The 18,535-nt window shown below is 46.7% G+C and carries 17 protein-coding genes, 1 tRNA gene and 2 rRNA genes; 17 read left to right on the forward strand and 3 right to left on the reverse strand.

All coding sequences use genetic code 11. The annotated features are described in order from the left end of the window. The 14 genes from M3661_RS25840 to M3661_RS25905 form a co-directional block, all read left to right on the forward strand. Positions 1 to 127 (forward strand): 23S ribosomal RNA (locus M3661_RS25840); the annotation flags it as partial. 79 nt (positions 128 to 206) lie between these two features. Next, positions 207 to 323: ribosomal RNA gene (gene rrf / locus M3661_RS25845) — 5S ribosomal RNA — on the forward strand. 334 nt (positions 324 to 657) lie between these two features. Then, complete coding sequence (gene guaB, locus M3661_RS25850; RefSeq protein ID WP_021253505.1) at positions 658 to 2,121, forward strand: IMP dehydrogenase; 1,464 nt, start codon at positions 658 to 660, stop codon at positions 2,119 to 2,121. A gap of 122 nt (positions 2,122 to 2,243) precedes the next feature. Next, positions 2,244 to 3,638: a D-alanyl-D-alanine carboxypeptidase family protein gene (locus tag M3661_RS25855; RefSeq protein ID WP_065292527.1), complete on the forward strand. Its 1,395-nt coding sequence runs from the start codon at positions 2,244 to 2,246 to the stop codon at positions 3,636 to 3,638. Positions 3,639 to 3,775: 137 nt separating this feature from the next. Next, positions 3,776 to 4,657 (forward strand): pyridoxal 5'-phosphate synthase lyase subunit PdxS, encoded by an 882-nt coding sequence (gene pdxS / locus M3661_RS25860; protein ID WP_021253503.1) that lies wholly within the window; start codon positions 3,776 to 3,778, stop codon positions 4,655 to 4,657. A gap of 118 nt (positions 4,658 to 4,775) precedes the next feature. Beyond that, the gene (pdxT, locus tag M3661_RS25865; RefSeq protein WP_065292526.1) at positions 4,776 to 5,369 is read left to right on the forward strand and encodes a pyridoxal 5'-phosphate synthase glutaminase subunit PdxT; all 594 of its coding nucleotides are present in this window, start codon (positions 4,776 to 4,778) and stop codon (positions 5,367 to 5,369) included. A 159-nt stretch (positions 5,370 to 5,528) separates the two neighbouring features. Further along, a complete protein-coding gene (gene serS / locus M3661_RS25870) occupies positions 5,529 to 6,809 on the forward strand; it encodes a serine--tRNA ligase (protein ID WP_021253501.1) in 1,281 nt (426 codons plus the stop codon). A gap of 78 nt (positions 6,810 to 6,887) precedes the next feature. Further along, positions 6,888 to 6,976: transfer RNA gene (locus M3661_RS25875), tRNA-Ser, on the forward strand. 106 nt (positions 6,977 to 7,082) lie between these two features. Next, positions 7,083 to 7,439: a hypothetical protein gene (locus M3661_RS25880; protein WP_021253500.1), complete on the forward strand. Its 357-nt coding sequence runs from the start codon at positions 7,083 to 7,085 to the stop codon at positions 7,437 to 7,439. Positions 7,440 to 7,450: 11 nt separating this feature from the next. Next, positions 7,451 to 7,621 carry a hypothetical protein gene (locus tag M3661_RS25885; protein WP_162833944.1) on the forward strand — a complete coding sequence of 57 codons (171 nt, stop codon included), beginning with the start codon at positions 7,451 to 7,453 and terminating at the stop codon, positions 7,619 to 7,621. A gap of 21 nt (positions 7,622 to 7,642) precedes the next feature. Beyond that, positions 7,643 to 7,795: a small acid-soluble spore protein P gene (locus M3661_RS25890; RefSeq protein WP_028532403.1), complete on the forward strand. Its 153-nt coding sequence runs from the start codon at positions 7,643 to 7,645 to the stop codon at positions 7,793 to 7,795. 201 nt (positions 7,796 to 7,996) lie between these two features. Next, on the forward strand, positions 7,997 to 9,001 hold the full coding sequence (locus M3661_RS25895) for a YitT family protein (protein ID WP_021253498.1): 1,005 nt from the start codon (positions 7,997 to 7,999) through the stop codon (positions 8,999 to 9,001). Between the two features lie 147 nt (positions 9,002 to 9,148). Beyond that, entirely contained in the window at positions 9,149 to 10,207 is a 1,059-nt protein-coding gene (locus M3661_RS25900; protein ID WP_251489859.1) for a hypothetical protein, read from the forward strand. A 183-nt stretch (positions 10,208 to 10,390) separates the two neighbouring features. Then, complete coding sequence (locus M3661_RS25905) at positions 10,391 to 10,768, forward strand: GntR family transcriptional regulator (protein ID WP_028532406.1); 378 nt, start codon at positions 10,391 to 10,393, stop codon at positions 10,766 to 10,768. Between the two features lie 161 nt (positions 10,769 to 10,929). Here M3661_RS25905 and tadA read toward each other — a convergent pair whose 3' ends face one another. Continuing rightward, positions 10,930 to 11,418, reverse strand: a complete 489-nt coding sequence (tadA, locus tag M3661_RS25910; RefSeq protein WP_072731789.1) for a tRNA adenosine(34) deaminase TadA — start codon at positions 11,416 to 11,418, stop codon at positions 10,930 to 10,932. Between the two features lie 424 nt (positions 11,419 to 11,842). On the opposite strand from tadA, the gene M3661_RS25915 reads away from it, so the two are divergent. Further along, on the forward strand, positions 11,843 to 14,185 hold the full coding sequence (locus M3661_RS25915) for a sensor histidine kinase (RefSeq protein ID WP_251489861.1): 2,343 nt from the start codon (positions 11,843 to 11,845) through the stop codon (positions 14,183 to 14,185). Positions 14,186 to 14,279: 94 nt separating this feature from the next. Here the strand turns inward: M3661_RS25915 and M3661_RS25920 are convergent, their stop codons facing one another. Then, positions 14,280 to 15,116 carry a flagellar motor protein MotB gene (locus M3661_RS25920; RefSeq protein WP_065292522.1) on the reverse strand — a complete coding sequence of 279 codons (837 nt, stop codon included), beginning with the start codon at positions 15,114 to 15,116 and terminating at the stop codon, positions 14,280 to 14,282. Continuing rightward, on the reverse strand, positions 15,109 to 15,900 hold the full coding sequence (gene motA / locus M3661_RS25925) for a flagellar motor stator protein MotA (protein ID WP_021253492.1): 792 nt from the start codon (positions 15,898 to 15,900) through the stop codon (positions 15,109 to 15,111). The genes M3661_RS25920 and motA overlap by 8 nt, the downstream gene beginning before the upstream one ends. Positions 15,901 to 16,437: 537 nt before the next feature. Between motA and M3661_RS25930 the strand changes: the two genes are divergently transcribed. Both M3661_RS25930 and M3661_RS25935 read left to right on the forward strand, forming a co-directional pair. Further along, positions 16,438 to 17,433: a sulfonate ABC transporter substrate-binding protein gene (locus M3661_RS25930; RefSeq protein WP_397376562.1), complete on the forward strand. Its 996-nt coding sequence runs from the start codon at positions 16,438 to 16,440 to the stop codon at positions 17,431 to 17,433. A 205-nt stretch (positions 17,434 to 17,638) separates the two neighbouring features. Beyond that, the gene (locus M3661_RS25935) at positions 17,639 to 18,439 is read left to right on the forward strand and encodes an ABC transporter permease subunit (protein WP_251489937.1); all 801 of its coding nucleotides are present in this window, start codon (positions 17,639 to 17,641) and stop codon (positions 18,437 to 18,439) included. Positions 18,440 to 18,535: the final 96 nt, after the last annotated feature.

Below are 18,535 nucleotides of genomic sequence, written 5' to 3' on the forward strand. Positions count from 1 at the left end.
AGCCCCCCTCAAGATGAGATTTCCCAATTAGTAAGACCCCTTGAAGACGACGAGGTAGATAGGTTGGAGGTGGAAGCACAGCAATGTGTGGAGCTGACCAATACTAATCGGTCGAGGGCTTATCCTATTGATTCAGAGCATGACACTTTCGCATTCAGTTTTCAAGGTTCAAACCTTGAACTTCATATTGGCTTTAGCCAATGCTGTTTGGTGGCGATGGCGGAGGGGTTCCACGCGTACCCATCCCGAACACGACCGTTAAGCCCTCCAGCGCCGATGGTACTTGGACCGCAGGGTCCCGGGAGAGTAGGACGTCGCCAAGCAATTAAAGACCACTGTTGAGACATCTCGACGGTGGTCTTTTTTTATATTTCTTGCTGATTAGGTGATGAATGGAGAATAACAAACAATCTCATACTATCCATAATAGTAATAAAATTGTTCGCCTGGAGTGGACATTTATTTGTTTGTACATGAATAGGAATCAAATGAATTACGAATTACCAAAACAAGACGCTTATCCTTGACAGCCTCATACCGCTTTGCTAAGATTGCAATAATATATTTTTAGAGACGACGTTAATCAGAGGACAAGCCCTGTATGATAAGGAGTTTGGACAATGAATGCGCCAATACAATCAAGGGAGGAACTTTCTGGTGTGGGAATCTAAGTTTGTGAAGGAAGGCTTAACTTTTGACGATGTGCTGTTAGTACCTCGTAAATCGAGTGTACTGCCACGGGAAACAGACGTATCGACAATTTTGAGCGATAAGGTTAAATTGAACATTCCATTTATGAGTGCAGGTATGGACACAGTTACCGAGGCTCCATTGGCAATTGCAATTGCTCGCGAAGGCGGTATCGGTGTTATTCATAAAAATATGTCGGCTGAGCAACAAGCCGAAGAAGTGGATCGCGTAAAGCGTTCAGAGAGCGGCGTTATTACTAATCCATTTTCGCTTTCTCCAGATCATACTGTAGAAGACGCGGATCGTGTAATGGCGAAGTATCGCATTTCTGGTGTCCCTATTGTGGATGCAGAAAATAAGCTTATAGGTATTTTGACGAACCGGGATCTTCGTTTTGTTCATGACTACAGCATTCAGATTAAAGAAGTGATGACACATGAGAACTTGGTAACAGCTCCTGTCGGCACTACGCTTCAAGAAGCAGAAGTGATTTTGCAGCAGCACAAGATCGAGAAGCTTCCATTGGTTGATGAAAGCAACACGTTGAAGGGACTTATCACGATTAAGGATATTGAGAAGGCAATCCAATATCCGAAAGCTGCGAAGGATGCTCAAGGACGTCTTCTGTGTGGTGCAGCAATCGGTATTTCCCAAGATTCATTCGAACGTGCTGAACTGCTTGTACAAGCTGGTGTTGACTTAATCGTTGTTGACTCCGCTCATGGCCATCATATCAATATTATTGAAGCAGTACGCAAGCTACGCGGCTTGTACCCTGAGTTGACTATCGTAGCAGGGAACGTAGCTACTGGTGAAGCAACTCGTGATTTGATTGAGGCAGGAGCTTCTGTAGTTAAGGTTGGTATTGGACCAGGTTCCATCTGTACGACTCGGGTTATTGCTGGTATTGGCGTACCACAAATTACAGCTGTATACGACTGTGCGAGCGTAGCTCGTGAGTACGGCATTCCTGTTATTGCGGATGGCGGTATTAAGTACTCTGGTGATATTACAAAAGCAATCGCTGCAGGTGCAAGTGCGGTTATGCTCGGAAGCTTGTTTGCAGGTACAGAAGAAAGCCCTGGTGAATCTGAAATTTATCAAGGCCGCAGCTTCAAGGTATACCGCGGTATGGGCTCGCTAGGCGCAATGAAGCAAGGCAGTAAGGATCGTTACTTCCAAGACAGCAGCAATGAGAAGAAGCTGGTTCCAGAAGGTATTGAAGGCCGTGTAGCTTACAAGGGGCCTTTGGCTGATACGATCCATCAATTGCTTGGCGGATTGAGAGCAGGTATGGGTTACTGTGGTACGAACACTCTGAAAGAGCTTCAGAATGATACTCATTTTGTGAAGATATCTGGCGCAGGATTGCGTGAAAGTCATCCGCATGATGTACAAATTACGAAGGAAGCTCCTAACTATTCCATGTAATTGTGTTGCATTTACGGAAAATGTCGACAAGGAAAGACAGGGTATTACAACCCTGTCTTTTTTTTGCGTGTCTGGCTATGTTAGAATAGCTATGGGACTCAACAGGAGAGGAGTTGTACGTAGTGTCTAAGCAACATACAACATTGAAACATAACAAATGGAAACGAGCGGTCGCTCTGGTTACCGCATGTCAAATATTAAGCTTCGCCTTATTGCCATCAGCAGGAATGGTGGCAGCTGAGGCAGCTGCTCAAACTCAAACGCAAACGAATCAAGTAGCGGCAACGAAGGGGAACAGCAATCAAGTTATTACGGATAAGTCTAAGCTTGATTTGAAGCTTCGCTCCGCGGTTCTTATGGAAGCCTCAACGGGTAAGATATTAGTCGATATTGACTCGGAGATCTCGTATCCTCCAGCAAGCATGACGAAGATGATGACAGAGTACATTGTCATGGAGAAAGTGAAGAATGGCGACTTGAGCTTCGACGACGAGATTGTAACGAAGAAGAATGCGTCCGAAACAGAAGGATCCCGCATCTTCTTGGCAGAAGGGGATACGCATAAGGTTCGCGATTTGTATATTGCGATGGCAATCGGTTCTGCCAACGATGCAACGGTAGCTCTAGCGGAGCATATTGCTGGCTCTGAGGCTGAGTTTGTAAAAATCATGAACGAGACAGCAAAGCGTCTTGGTATGACGAAGACACACTATATCAACTCTACTGGATTGGATTGGGCAAGCATGCCTGAAGGCTTCCGCCCAGCTGAAAAGGCAGAGACGATGATGTCAGCAATGGATGTGGCCAAGCTGGTGCGTGCAATCGTTAATGATCACCCTGAATTCAGTGAGTATACGAAGATTCAATCCTATAAGTTTAGAGAACGTGACAAAACGCCAATCTCCAACTTGAACTGGATGCTTGAAGCCAATAAAGATGTCGTGAACTTCAAGCGTTATGCTTATCAAGGCTTGGATGGAATGAAAACAGGATTTACTGATATTGCGCAATATTGCTTCGCAGGTACGGCAGTACGCGATAATATGCGACTGATCTCGGTTGTAATGGGCGCGAAAGATAAAGGAGCACGGTTCGAAGAAACAGCGAAGCTGCTTAATCACGGTTTCGAGCATTTTGAAATAAAGAATGAGATTGCACCGAAGAAGACTGTAGCAGGTGTAGAGACAGCTCCAATCAAAAAAGGTGTAGATACGGAAGTGCCAATTGTTGCTGAAACAGGCGTTTCGTTCGTAATTCCAAAAGGAGCGACCACAGAAGGAAAAATTACACAAGAAGTGAATCTGAAGCCGGCAAATGAGCTTGTTGCCCCTATTAAGAAGGGTCAGCAAGTGGGAACAGTGACGTTCACTTACAAGGACAATGGTGCCGAGCAGAAGAAGACTGTGAACATGATTGCAACAGAAGAAGTGGAGAAGGGCAGCTGGTGGCGTCTATTCTTCCGTGCAATTGGGGAATTCTTTGCAGATTTGTTCAAATCTATCAAGAATTTGTTCTAGTTTCGCAGTATTGGTCATAGGAATTGGCTTTCGTCTGTGACAAAATCAATTGTCTATTCGAATGACGATCATGTAAAATAGAGGGATGAAACTGTAACAATCGAAAATGACTGACTAGTGGCGGGGGGCAATCGAAAATGGAAACAGGTACAGCTCGAGTAAAACGTGGTATGGCAGAGATGCAAAAGGGCGGCGTCATTATGGACGTCATGAATGCAGAGCAAGCGAAAATTGCTGAAGCAGCAGGCGCAACAGCAGTTATGGCGCTTGAACGTGTCCCATCTGATATTCGTGCAGCTGGTGGCGTAGCTCGTATGGCAGATCCAACAATCGTAGAAGAGGTTATGAAGGTTGTATCGATTCCAGTTATGGCGAAGGCACGCATTGGTCATTACGTAGAAGCCAAAGTATTGGAATCCCTTGGCGTAGATTACATCGATGAATCGGAAGTACTGACTCCAGCAGACGAAGTATTCCATATTGACAAAAATACATTTACCATCCCATTCGTATGCGGCGCTAAAGACTTGGGTGAAGCACTTCGCCGTATTAGCGAAGGAGCAGCAATGCTTCGTACGAAGGGTGAACCGGGAACAGGCAATATTGTTGAGGCTGTTCGCCACATGCGCTTGATCACTAGCCAAGTTCGCAAAGTTCAGAGCTTGTCGAAGGACGAGCTGTATGCAGAAGCGAAAAACTTGGGTGTAGCGTATGACTTGCTGTTACATGTTCATGAGACAGGTAAGTTGCCAGTCGTGAACTTCGCTGCAGGCGGCGTTGCAACACCAGCAGATGCAGCATTGATGATGCATCTGGGCGCTGACGGCGTATTCGTTGGCTCTGGTATTTTCAAATCCGACAGTCCTGAGAAGTTCGCTCGTGCGATTGTGGAAGCGACAACTCATTATGAAGATTATGCTCTAATTGCGAACGTATCCAAGAACCTGGGTACACCGATGAAGGGGATTGAAATCTCCAAGCTTGCGCCATCTGAGCGTATGCAGGATCGCGGCTGGTAATTATAGAAGCAGGGCAGCTGAGGAAGCACCGTGACGGTGCTTCCTAGTCGGCGTTAAGCGCTCTGTATCCTATCTATAGGTGTTAGTATAGCCTCAGGGGAAAGAAGGGACTTCACGGATGAACATCGGAGTATTGGCGCTGCAAGGCGCGGTAGCAGAACATATGCGCAGCTTGGAGGCGGCAGGAGCCCATGCGGTAGCCGTGAAGCGGCCAGAACAGATTGATGAGCTTCAGGGGCTTGTCATTCCCGGTGGAGAGAGTACAACCATTGGCAAGTTGATGCGGAAGTATGGCTTTATCGAGGCGATTCAGGCATTTGCAGCAGCTGGCAAGCCGATCTTCGGCACATGTGCGGGACTGATTTGCTTGGCGGAACGAGTGGAAGGTCATCAAGGCTCAGAGGAGCCGCATTTGCAGCTGATGGATATGACGGTAATGCGCAACGCATTCGGACGGCAGCGTGAAAGCTTCGAGGCAGATTTAGATGTGAAAGGGATCGAGCAGCCTGTACGTGCGGTTTTCATTCGCGCACCGCTTATCCAATCGGTCGGTGAGTGTGTTGATGTACTCTGCGAGGTGAACGGTGAGATTGTAACAGCAAGACAAGGCTCGCTTCTAGCTTGCTCGTTCCATCCGGAGCTGACATCAGATGTTAGCCTGCACAGCTATTTCGTTGATATGGTTAAACAGGCTGCAAATGTAGCAGGATAAAGAATAACAAACACTTTGACTCTCCTGATGCTAGGAGAGTTAAGGTGTTTTTCTCGGATATACGGTATAATAGTGAAATAGTATGATACGGATCGAATCAAATCAGCCCAGCGTATATCGTGAGGGGTGTTCATCCGTTTCTGGCAGGAGGGTCAATCGGTGCTAGATATCAAATTGTTAAGAAGTGATTATGGACGTGTAGTAACAGCACTCCAAAATCGAGGCAAATCGGAAGAGATGATCGCGGACTTCCCGGAGCTTGACGCACGTCGCCGCGAAATGCTGCAAGAGACCGAGCAGTTGAAAAATCAACGCAATGTCGTGTCTCAAGATGTAGCGAAGAAGAAAAAAGCAGGCGAGTCAGCCGACGAACTTATTGCGCAAATGCGTGAAGTAGGCGATCGGATTAAGGAGCTCGATGAAGAGATTCGTGGTATTGAAGTACAAATGGAGCAGATTACATTATCCATTCCAAATGTACCTCATGAAAGTACACCAGTAGGTAAATCAGAGGAGGATAACGTAGAAGTTCGCCGTTGGAGCGAGCCTACCGCATTCTCCTTCGAAGCAAAGGCGCATTGGGATATCGCGCAGGATCTCGGCATCTTGGACTTCGAATCAGCTGCGAAGGTAACAGGCTCTCGCTTCGTATTCTACAAGGGGGCAGGAGCTCGCTTGGAGCGTGCCCTAATCAGCTTTATGCTGGACGTGCATACGATGCAGCATGGATATGAAGAAGTGCTCCCTCCGCTTATCGTGAACCGTGACAGCTTGATCGGTACAGGTCAACTGCCGAAGTTCGAGGAAGATCTATTCAAGCTGGAAGGTACGGAGTATTACCTCATCCCCACGGCAGAAGTTCCTGTAACGAACCTCCACCGCGATGAGATTCTGACGGACGAGCAAGTTCCTCGTTATTATACAGCTTACAGCTCTTGCTTCCGTTCTGAAGCAGGCGCATCTGGCCGTGATACACGCGGACTTATCCGTCAGCATCAATTCAATAAGGTTGAGCTGGTGAAGATGGTTAAGCCAGAGGATTCTTATGCTGAACTGGAATCACTGACGAACCAAGCAGAGAAGATTCTACAGCTGCTTGGCTTACCGTATCGTGTGATGGCATTGTGCACAGGAGACATTGGATTCAGCTCTGCGAAGACGTATGATTTAGAAGTATGGCTGCCGAGCAGCGGTACGTACCGTGAGATTTCGTCCTGCTCGAACTTTGAGGACTTCCAGGCGCGTCGTGCGAACATTCGCTTCCGCCGCGATACGAAATCCAAGCCTGAGTTCGTGCATACGCTGAATGGCTCTGGCCTTGCGATTGGACGTACTGTCGCTGCGATTATGGAGAATTACCAACAAGAAGACGGTTCCATTGTGATTCCGGAAGCATTGCGTCCTTATATGGGCGGATTGGAATCCATTCGCCGCAAATAATTGAAAGATCATAGTTGCATTGTTGTAATGCCTATGATATAATAAAGACTGTCCGACTCGAATCGGGCAGTCGAATATGGAGAGGTACCGAAGTGGTCATAACGGGGCGGTCTTGAAAACCGTTAGGGTGCAAGCTCACGTGGGTTCGAATCCCACCCTCTCCGCCATAACTTTTACATGTAGAACCCGCATCCTTGGTGATGTGGGTTTTTTGCTGTATAAAATGCCTCTGCTGGCCGCAAACTGTAATTGAATAGTGGAGGTGTAGCTCTTATGAATCAGGAAGAACAACCGCAAGTCGATCAATCGAGGCTTGTGGATGCATGGCAGCAAACGTTGCCGGCGAAGCTTGAGCCTGGCGATAAAGCCACAGTACTGCCTGACGGCGCCAATCCACAGGCACTCGTTATTCATATCGATACAGCCGGCCGCCAAATGTACTCATTCGATTTCCATTGCGCTTATGTGGATTCGCGCGAGGTAGAGCTCAATCTCATCGATGTCGAGAAGAGTGGGGTTCATATCGATGAGCGGACTGAGGTTGTGCAGGAGCTTGTACAGAATTATGTGCGTCATATTCATGAATGCGCGCAAGCGCTGCATGATGTAACCCATCACGGCTTACAGTAGGAGGGATGAAGGTGACGAAAGCAAAGGATGGTCTGGACAAAAATTTGAGCAATGTCGTCAAGGACTTGGAGCAGGCACCGGTCAATAGTCATCATGCCCAGCAGTTACAGCAGGATCACAATGATCGACGCCATCAGGATGCACTGAATCATGATAAGCCGACGGACTTAGAACACTTATAATGACGGAGGAGTGTGCGTGCAATGAGCAAGCCAAGAGCAGTCCCTGTACCTAACCAGGAGCAATCCAGCCGGCATCAAGCAGGTAATGAACGGAATGCGATGCAAGAGCCATTGTCAGGGTCTAAGAAGACGAAGATGGCGAATCACGTCAGCCACAACAATCCTGAGGGATAAGATAACCGGGTACAAGCAACACGGATTTTCCTTGCAAGAGTGAGGAGAGTCTGTGTTTTTTTATGCAAATAAATAGGGTATGTTGAAGTTCGAATTAGTACTATTATTATTAATATTTACCAATAGGGTCCAACAAGGAAGTGAATTCCGATATAATAATGAGTGTAGTGTATTTAAGGCTTATATAGAGAGGTGAACGCGGTGGAGCATCTGACAACGAACACCAGTGCAGACAGCAACAGTTCTAAGGGGAATCATGCATCGGCTTCGCAGGATATGGATCAGTTTGAGGCAATTGCCCAATTGGGAGCACTCGATTCTGCAGCTATTGCCAGTGTGCAGCAGTATCAGCACACGAAGATCGGCCTAATCAAGCTTCTCAAGCGAATTATCTTTATTGTCATTGGGTCAGTCTTAATGGGTGTCGGACTTGAGCTATTTCTTGTTCCGAATCAAATTACAGACGGTGGAGTAACCGGCATTTCGATTATTTTGTCTTATGTAACCTCAGTGCCACTCGGTGTTTTTCTATTTCTACTTAACTTGCCCTTCCTGATTATCGGCTACAAACAAATTGGCAAAACCTTTGCCCTATCCACATTACTCGGCGTCCTAGTGATGTCGCTCAGCACGACGCTGCTTCACGATGTAAGTGCATTTACAGAAAATACGTTCCTGGCTGCCGTATTTGGCGGGATTATTCTCGGTATTGGCGTGGGGCTCGTCATTCGCTATGGTGGTTCTTTGGACGGTACAGAGATTATAGCAATTTTGCTTAACAAACGTTCTCCCTTCTCCGTCGGCGAGATCATTATGTTCTTCAACTTGTTCATACTCACGAGTGCGGGCTTCGTATTTGGCTGGGATCGTGCGATGTATTCCCTCATTGCCTATTACATTGCATATAAAATGATCGATATTACCGTTGAGGGATTGAACGATTCGAAGGCGGTATGGATTATTAGTGACAATCACAAGGAAATCGGCGATGCGCTGCTTAGACGTCTCGGTCGGGGCGTTACGTATATGAAAGGCGAGGGCGGCTTCTCCGGAGATGAGAAGAAAGTGATTTTCACCGTCATTACCCGATTGGAGGAAGCGAAGCTCAAGGGGATCGTAGAGGAGCATGATGAGCATGCGTTTCTTGCAATCGGCAACATTCATGACGTTAAGGGTGGCAGATTTAAGAAAAAGGACATTCATTAAGCAGTGAAAGATAGGACGAAGTTCATAATTCTATGTACAGGGTCGCGAAATATGTTTCAAAGGAACTATTTTCATTATCATACGTATAAGTTAATATATACTGGGTAATTTTAGCTCACTTATTATGATGAATAGGGGTTGAAGAGATTGAAGAGAGGTTTAAAAGGGGCATTAGCACTCATATTTGCTTTAGCACTAATTATTACGGGTTGTGGAGCCAAGTCTAGTCCGAAGGAATTAATTGAAGGTTCTCTAGGCAAGTCCTTCGATATGAAGTCCTATGCATTCAATACATCGATTAAGCTTGAAGATCTTCAAATGGATAATGGTGGAGCAATGGATCCAAATGCACAGATGGTCTTGAACATGCTGAAAAATGCTGAGCTTAGTGTAAATGGTGTAGTTCAACAAGAGCCTATGAAGATGGAAGCGAATCTCGAAATCAGCCTTAAAGGCGATATGGAAATGAAATTTTCTCTCCCATTGACTATGGATGAAAATAAAATGTGGGTAAAAATCCCGAATATTCCGATGTTGGCTGGCCAAATTCCAGATGAGTTGATCGGCAAAACAATTGAGATCGATTTAAAGAAAATGGCAGAGCAATCCGGCCAAGAGCTTCCTTCCGCGAAGGATATGAAGGCAATGCAGAACCTCTCGAATGATATGTTCAAAGTATTCCTCGGCAAGTTCGATGAGAAAATGTATTTCTCTACAGTAGAGAAAAAAGACGCTGGTCTTCCTGAAAATGTAGATGCAAAGCAAATTGTGAAGTTCAATGTTACCAATGAGAACTTGGAGCAATTCGTTACAACCCTTGTTAAAGAGGCATTGCCTGCACTAGCAGATGTAATGGGTAAGGAAGAGTACAGCAAGCTGTTTAAATTGGAAAAAGACCAAGTTGAGAAAATGAAGCAAGAAATGAAAACAGATGACAGCGAACTGAAAAAGGATATCGAAGAAATGAAAAAGTCGCTGAAGATTAACGAACTGAGCGTCACTACTGCGATCAACAAAGATCAATATCCTGCATATCAAGTAATTGTAGCTAACTTGGATGTGACTGGCGACGATGGTGTGAAATCGAAGGTTGCCGCTCGCTTTACGACTGAGTTGAGCAAGATCAACGAGAAGGTTGAATTCAAGCCTGTACCAACCGATGTTCTGACAATGGAACAATTGCAGCAAATGTTCGGTGGATATTAAGATATAGTCATTTGCAAGACCGCCGCTCCTAGAGAGTGGCGGTCTTTTGTTATGCGCGGAATAGTTAGAAGAAGCGGAGGAGGTATGCAAATGGGATCTATTATGGGCAAGACATGACTTGACGCTTCATTCTGTAATGTATATGGTTTACATATACAATATATAAGGTGTGTGGCCACAATGATTCACATTCGTATCGAATCATCGACTGACGAGCCGATATACGAGCAGATTGCAAGACAAATACGAACTGGTATATTCAGTGGTGATTTTAAGCCTGGAGATGCGCTCCCTTCTATACGACAACTGGCTAAGGATTTGCAAATTAGTGTCATTACAACGAAGCGTGCTTATGAGGAACTGGAGAGGGAAGGGTTTATTGACAGCATGGTTGGCAAGGGATCCTTCATCTCGGGCGCAAATCCACAGCTGATACGTGAGCAGCGTCTGCATCAGATGGAGATGATGATCGAAGAAGCGGTGAAGGACGCTAAGGCACTGAACGTATCCTTGTCTGAATTAATGGAGCATATTCGATTGGTCTATGAGGAGAGTGATTGAATTGTAAAGGAGAGAGTGACAACAAATAGAATTTGTTAGAAAGGACTTATAATCGTGAGCAATAGGAGCTTTATCAACCGTGCAGATTTCATTCTAGAACGGAAGCAGTGAAGCCGCATTGCTCAACTTCGTTGATTCTGCGGCTTCTTTATGCGTATTGATTAAGCTTTGCCGCGCAGACGGCGGAAGAATTGCGTTAACATTGATGCACATTCTTCTTGCAGCACGCCCTCAATGACTTCTGCACGATGGTTGAAGCGGGGCTCTTGAAGCAGGTTCATCAGTGTGCCTGCGCAGCCTGCCTTCGGGTCGGTCGTGCCGTATACAACGGTAGGCACTCGGGATTGAACGATTGCCCCGGCACACATCGGGCAAGGCTCCAAAGTAACATATAAAGTGCAATCAAGCAGCCGCCAAGCTTGAAGATGCTCACTCGCCTCTCGAATCGCGATCATCTCGGCATGTGCAGTAGAGTCAAGCGATGTCTCTCGCAAATTGTAGCCGCGTCCAATAATCTCATTCTGATGGACGACAATAGCGCCAATGGGAACCTCTCCAATTGCCTCGGCCTTGAGGGCCTCTTCAATGGCCCTACGCATCCAGTATTCGTGCTGGCTGATTTGTTCAGGTTCAATCGATTGTATTTCCAACTTCAGCTTCCTTTCTCGTATCCCTGCCTCTATGGTATCCAGCGATCTTGTATTAGACGCAAATATGTGTAAAAGTCTAGTCGTTATTCATCGAACAAATATTCGTTGTTAACAGTGTGTGTATAAAATTGTGGATAACTATATGGATGTACACAGTATTATACACATCTTATCCAAAACTGTTCACATTATGTGCATAACCTGTTGATAACCATATGTTATACACATGAAGCAGGGGTCCGAACTTAATCGATATTATTATACCTTCTTCCCACAATAATCGCCAAAACAATGGACAAATCGCCCTATATTACGATATGATTCGAAGAGATACTCCAACGAAATCCAACATTTGTCAGGATATCCGACATTATCTCCGTATGTTTACTCTGATACTGATGGATAGGCCTGATAGAGGTGAAGCATGAGACTTTCCATCAAAGCGAAATTATCTATTTCTATAGCTTGTATCGTGTTTGTCGTCCTTCTGCTTCATATGATCCTCACTTACAACATAACCAAGGATAAGCTTGTTGAGGAAATTCAGCAGCGAATGAATGCGATTGCTCAGCAGATCAACGTGTCCGTACAGCAATCCCGCATGGCGGCGAATTCATTCGAAGAGCAGTTGGCAGAGAAGCTGCACATTGCGTCTATGTATGCTGCGGATAAGCTCCCGCCTCGAATTGATAGCATAACGAACGAGCAACTGCAGCAAATAAGCGCTGATATTGGAATATCCCACATTTCCCTCTTGCACAAGACGCCGAACGGTGACGATATCACGATTAATCGATCCTCTGATCCGAAAGAAATCGGCATGTCGACGAGACAGTGGGGGTATTGGTATCAAGCTTTCATTCAATTATTTGAGGATAAGCAAGTATGGATTGCGGAAGGGCAGAAGCGCAAGTATTTTTGGTCAGGTCCGTTTGATGTGTCTTCATCCAACCCTGAACATCTTGATAAATGGGGATATTATTACGATGGTAAGCGGGATTATATAATTAATCCGTTTATTCGCGATGATAAGGTTGAAACCTTCTTCGAACTGACAAAGCCGAATATCTTAATTGAGCAGACATTGAGTGCTCAATCCAATATTGTGGAAATCGCAGCTCTTAATATTAATAATTTTAAAGATGAACCCACATTCAAAGTTCGCAGCGATGGTGTACAGGTGGTTGACGAGAGCAAGAGCCGTGTCTTATACGGTGAATACACCTTGAATCATGAGCGTGATGAAGAATATATTCGAAATGCGCTGGAGCGGAGAAAGCCTCTGTTCTATGAAAGTGATTTTGGCAGTAGAACCATCATTAAAGGGTTCATTCCAATCAGCGGGGCGACTTCCTATGTATTGAACATATCCATGGATGCAAGAGCGGTCGTAGAGGCACTCCATGACCAGTTGATGCGCAATGTCGCGGTAGGCATTGTGCTATTGGAGATTGTTCTTATCGGAAGCTATATGCTGTCCGGCATATTGATACGTCCACTTCAATCGATACTGAACAAAATCAATATGATTTCGGTAGGCCATTTCAATACGCAATTGAATATTGATCGTAAGGATGAGCTTGGAATACTGGCTCAGCGAATTAATACGATGGCGCGGAATTTGGATGCTTCAACAGAGCGGCTGCGCATGTCGTATCTGGAGAACCGCGCCATGAAAGAGCATCTGGAATCATTCATTAACCAATCGAATGATGCTATTCATGTGACAGATCTGAAGGGACAAATTGAGCGAGTGAACCAAGCGTTCGTTGATATGTTTGGCTGGACCTCGGAAGAGGTGCTAGGCAAGCAACTATGCAATATTCCAGAGGACAAGGTGGATGAAGAGCACCAAATTCATGAAGCACAGCGTCATGGCGAATATGTGAGCAACTGGGAGACGACGCGTCTAACGAAGGACGGGCGAATCCTGGATGTTAGTGTCAGTACCTCACCAATGTACAACGAGGGCGGGGATTGCATCGCTTGGGCAAGCATTACGCGAGATATGACCAGCCGCAAGCGGATGGAAGAGCTGTTGCGACGTTCTGAGAAGCTGACGACGGTCGGTCAATTGGCGGCAGGTGTTGCGCATGAGATTCGCAATCCACTAACGACGTTGAAGGGATTCTTACAGCTGCAGCAGCGTACAAGAGCTCTGAATGACAATCACATGGATATGATGCTGGCGGAGCTGGAGCGCATCAACTTAATTGTAAGCGAGTTTCTCGTATTGGCTAAGCCACAGGCAATTCAGTTTCAGCCGAAAGATGTACGCCGAATTGTTACGGACGTCGTCGCTTTATTGGACAGTCAAGCGAAGTTGAATAATGTATATTTTGCAACCCAGTTCGATGAGTTCGTGCCCTTAGTGAACTGTGAAGAGAACCAGTTGAAGCAGGTATTCATCAATGTGATGAAGAATGCAATGGAAGCAATGCCGGAAGGTGGCATGGTCGAAATTGCTGTGCAATCGCGGTACAAGGGGCAGGTCGTCGTGGTGATTCGGGATCATGGCATCGGTATACCAGCGGAGCACTTGTCGCAGCTAGGTGATCCATTCTTCACGAGCAAGGAATGCGGAACAGGTCTTGGACTGATGGTGAGTCAACGAATTATTCACAATCACCGGGGGTTGATAGACATTGCAAGTGAGCAGAACTGTGGAACAGAAGTAACCATCTCGCTACCCGCCATTGGGATGGAGGACGCAGGTGGCGGAGATGATGCTGCGTCACAGCCAGCACTAACCGCAATCTCCTCATAAGGATTATAATAGTAAGGGGTGCCTTGATCAGTGACATTTACGTCTAGATCAGGGCACCCCTATTTGCAGCCTGCGTTATCCTATCTTCCACCGATCAGTTTTGATCGGTAAGTTCATTTGCGTTTGCAGCAGCATTATTTTTGTCTGTATACTTGCGAAGAATAGATACCTCTACACGGCGATTCTTCGCTTGACCTTCGGCACTATCATTGTCGGCTACAGGGTGGTATTCACCCATCCCAACTGCCTGGAATTGCTTTGGATCGATTCCAGAACGCTCAAGAACAACCTTCATGAAGCTGAGTGCCCGTGCCGAGCTCAAGTCCCAGTTGGAATCGAACCGGCTGTTGCGGATAGGGCGATTGTCTGTATGCCCACTAATGACGACGGAGAAGCCTTGATACTGCTTCATCATGTCGCCGACAGTAGCCGCCAGCTGTTTGGAATCTGGTTTTAAGTCCGCTTTACCGGAATCGAAGAGTGCGCTGTCTTTGATCGTAATCTTCAATTCAGAGTGATTGAGCTTCGTGTTCAACTGATCCGTTAAGCCATTGTTGGCGATATACTGGTTCATCTTGTTCTGAAGCTGTTCAAGCTGCTGCTGCTCCTGCTTGGCATGCAGCATATACTCATCTCGTTCACGATTGCGAGATTTCGTGTAATTATTAGGCGTCGCATCGACCATGCTGGATTTTGATCCATCTGATCGAATGACTGCTGACTCATTTAAGATTCCAGCCCCCCCACCGCCAGAGTTCAGCGCTGCGCTGAAGGCTTGGCTCATTTGCTCAAACTTCTTCGCGTCAACGGCTTGCATGGCGTACAACACAATGAAAAGGGCGAGCAGCAGTGTCAATATATCGGCATAAGGAATGAGCCATGTCTCATCGGTATGCTCTTCCTTCGGCGGGGTACGCAGTTTCTTACTCAACGCTTGCCCCCTCCTTAGTACTCATAAGAGAACGCTCTTGTGGAGTCAAGAAGACAGAGAGCTTCTGATTAATTGCAATCGTGGATACACCCGATTGAATGGACAAGAGCCCTTCAACCATCATGAGACGGATTTCAATTTCGCTGTGCGACAAGCGCTTCAGCTTATTGGCAATTGGATGCCACAGCACATAACCAGAGAAAATACCCATCAGAGTAGCAACGAAGGCCGCAGCAATCGCTTTTGCCAGATGTTCCATCTCAGACATTTGCGATAAGGCAGCAATCAGACCGATAACGGCACCTAATACCCCCAGCGTTGGAGCATACATGCCGGCTTGGGAGAAAATAAGAGCGCCAGAATGATGTCTTTCCTCAGTTGCGTGAATGTCTTCCATGAGCACGTCACGAACGAAGTCCTGATCATTACCATCAATAATCATCCGCATTCCGTTGCGGAGGAATTCGTCTTCAATTTCGTCAATGCGCGTTTCCAAGGCAAGCAAGCCTTCGCGACGTGTAATCGACGCCCACTCCATGAAGAGCGAGATCAATTCGACACGGTCAACTAAATCTTGCTTCTTGAAGAGAAGGCCGATTAGCTTCGGAAATTTCTTCAGTTCCTTCATCGGAAAGGCAATGAACAGGGAGCCCGCAGTACCAACGAAAATAATCATAATGGCTGCTGGGTTGGCGAGATTAGAGATAGGCGCGCCCTTAAAGTACATCCCTAGCGTGACGGCAGCAAGGCCGAGCACGAGACCAATGATCGTAGATTTTTCCATAATTCCATACACACCTCATCCATGAGTATAATGGTGCTTCCTGCGTGCGTATTCGACAGCGTGAGCCGAAATACGTGAAAAAAAGATGCAATATTCTTTTTATCGGCAAAAGAGGTCATTTTATTTAATGAACGATATATCTCTAGTCCAAAAGGTGGAGGGAAAAATAGGATTGACAGGAAAGAGGCGTGCAGAATAGAATGTCTTCTAAATACTTAGTAAATTAATCGGATTATATGGTTATTTGGAGTGAGAGGAGGTAATCTACCATCGCGGGCGCCCGGTATCGTGGGGAAAAAGATGGCGTGTGGTTCATGATACAGCCTGTTCATTCAAACATCATTGAAGTGATATTCGTCGAGAAGGAATTGCTGCTTGCTGAATTTCATTATGAAAGGGGGACTTACGATGTCTAAAACCCAATTATATGCATTGGATAACTTGGCTATCGGGACTGAGGCGAAGTCATCTGAGTATCATGCCAATGGGCATCCTCGTTTACAAGCAATCAAATTTTTTATTTCATGGATCTGCCTGATGGCGATACTGGCAGGATGCACTTCGGGTGGAACTGGGACAGTAGGCGGCAATGGAGCAGAAGCCAATGGTTCTGCCAGCGATAAGGGGAAATCTCATCAAGTGATTCGCATCGGCTATCAGAAGGGCAACACGCTGAACGTACTCAAGGTGAACGGCAATCTGGAAAAGCGGCTGAAGGCAGATGGCTATGATGTCGAGTGGAAGGTATTTGCTGGAGGGAACTTCTTGCTTGAGGCATTGAGCAGCGGCAGCATTGACTTCGGGCATGCAGCGGATGGCTCTGGTGTCTTCGCTCAAGCGGGCAATAAACCATTTGTGTATGTAGGCAATGATCTTCCGAATCCTGAAGGGATAGGCATTGTGGTGCATCCGGAGTCAGGAATCAAGTCGATTGCCGACTTGAAGGGGAAGAAGCTCGCAGTGGCCAAGGGAGGCAATCATCACTACTTGGCAGTGCTGGCGATAGAGAGGGCGGGGCTGAAATTGGAGGATGTCCAATTCGTATACGTCAAGGATGCCTCTGAAGGGCGAGCTGTATTTGAGACGAAGCAGGTGGATGCACTTGGCTCCTGGGATCCCTTTTTTGCAGCAATACAGACGGATCTGAAGCCGCTCACGCTCACGGATGGCCAAGGTTACTCTCCGAATCGTACTTTCTATTATGCCAATGAACACTTTGCCAAGGAGAAGCCTGAAATAATCCGTACCATTCTTGAGGAGATCCAAGTGTCTGATGAATGGGCGAACTCACACAAGGACGAAGTGATTAAGCTATTGTCGGAAACACAGGGAATTGAAAAAGAGGCTATCGAACTCGTCGTTAAGCGCCGTACGTACGGAGTGGAACTGTTCAATTCTGCTATTATCGACGCACAGCAGCAGCTGGCGGATACGTATTATCGGATTGGATTGATGCCGAGTCCGATCAAGGTGGCGGAACGGATGCCACTGGATGCACCGTGGGCTGTGAAAGGCCCTGTTGCCAGCAAGTGATGAGGAGGAAATTACAATGCGCACGACAGATGCGGCTTCACCCATCAATCCGGCCAATCGAGATGTAGAACCTTTAGGGACGAATATTGTTGGCACCGATGCTGCTCGGTCAGTGGGGTCAACAAGACGTGGACAGTCTTCACGTACCGTTCGATCAATATCCCCTGATGTGCGGGGCACAGCGGATACGAAGCGGGTGAGCCACTTGGATGGAGCGGATCAGCGGCGTGGAGGGAGATGGGGGAGTAAGCTCGCCTCTGCCATTGTGCCATGGCTGCTGCCCCTATTATGCCTAGCGCTCTGGCAATGGGCAGCCTCGTCAGCGATCGTGTCGGCGCAGCTGCTGCCTACACCCATGAAGGTGCTGAATACCTTATGGGAGCTGACCTCAAATGGAACACTTGCCTATCATATTGGTGTTAGTTTACAGCGGGCACTTATAGGCTTCCTTATTGGGGGAGGGATTGGTTTTCTATTTGGCGTACTTAGCGGCAGGTATTTGGCTTTCTATCGATTATTCGATACATCGATACAGATGCTGCGCAATATTCCTCATTTGGCACTTGTCCCACTCGTTATCATTTGGCTCGGTATTGATGAAGGGGCTAAGATCTTTCTCGTCTCTCTAGGCGTCATGTTCCCGATTTATGTGAATACGTACCATGGCATTCGCAGTGTTGATCCAGGCGTTGTGGAAATGGCGAAAGTGTATGGGCTGCGATCTGGCTCATTATTTCGGCATATTATACTGCCCGGTGCACTGCCATCCATATTTGTCGGCTTGCGGTATGCGCTTGGCGTAATGTGGTTGACGTTAATTGTCGCAGAGACGATCGCTACGGATGCTGGTATAGGTTATCTGGCGCTCAACGCACGAGAGTTCATGCAGACAGACATCATTATTCTGAGCATCATGCTGTATGCGGCATTCGGTAAAGCAGCCGATGTGATTGCGAAGCTGTTGGAGCGCAAGTCGCTTCGTTGGAATGCAGAGCAACGAACGTGAGGTTGAACGAAGCAGCCCCGCTTGCAGTAGGTATCGGAAGTAAGGGTGATGAGATTCATTAGGTGTGGAGCATGCTTGAATGTGGAGGGAAGGAGG

The sequence above is a fragment of the Paenibacillus sp. MER 180 genome, from assembly GCF_023713665.1.
GTDB lineage: Bacteria > Bacillota > Bacilli > Paenibacillales > Paenibacillaceae > Paenibacillus_B > Paenibacillus_B suaedae.

Coding starts and splice junctions, on each gene's coding strand:
- pdxS (WP_021253503.1), top strand. CDS start 3,776: ATGGAAACAGGTACAGCTCGAGTAAAACGTGGTATGGCAGAGATGCAA.
- pdxT (WP_065292526.1), top strand. CDS start 4,776: ATGAACATCGGAGTATTGGCGCTGCAAGGCGCGGTAGCAGAACATATG.
- M3661_RS25880 (WP_021253500.1), top strand. CDS start 7,083: ATGAATCAGGAAGAACAACCGCAAGTCGATCAATCGAGGCTTGTGGAT.
- M3661_RS25890 (WP_028532403.1), top strand. CDS start 7,643: ATGAGCAAGCCAAGAGCAGTCCCTGTACCTAACCAGGAGCAATCCAGC.
- M3661_RS25915 (WP_251489861.1), top strand. CDS start 11,843: ATGAGACTTTCCATCAAAGCGAAATTATCTATTTCTATAGCTTGTATC.
- motA (WP_021253492.1), bottom strand. CDS start 15,900: ATGGAAAAATCTACGATCATTGGTCTCGTGCTCGGCCTTGCTGCCGTC.
- M3661_RS25930 (WP_397376562.1), top strand. CDS start 16,438: ATGGCGATACTGGCAGGATGCACTTCGGGTGGAACTGGGACAGTAGGC.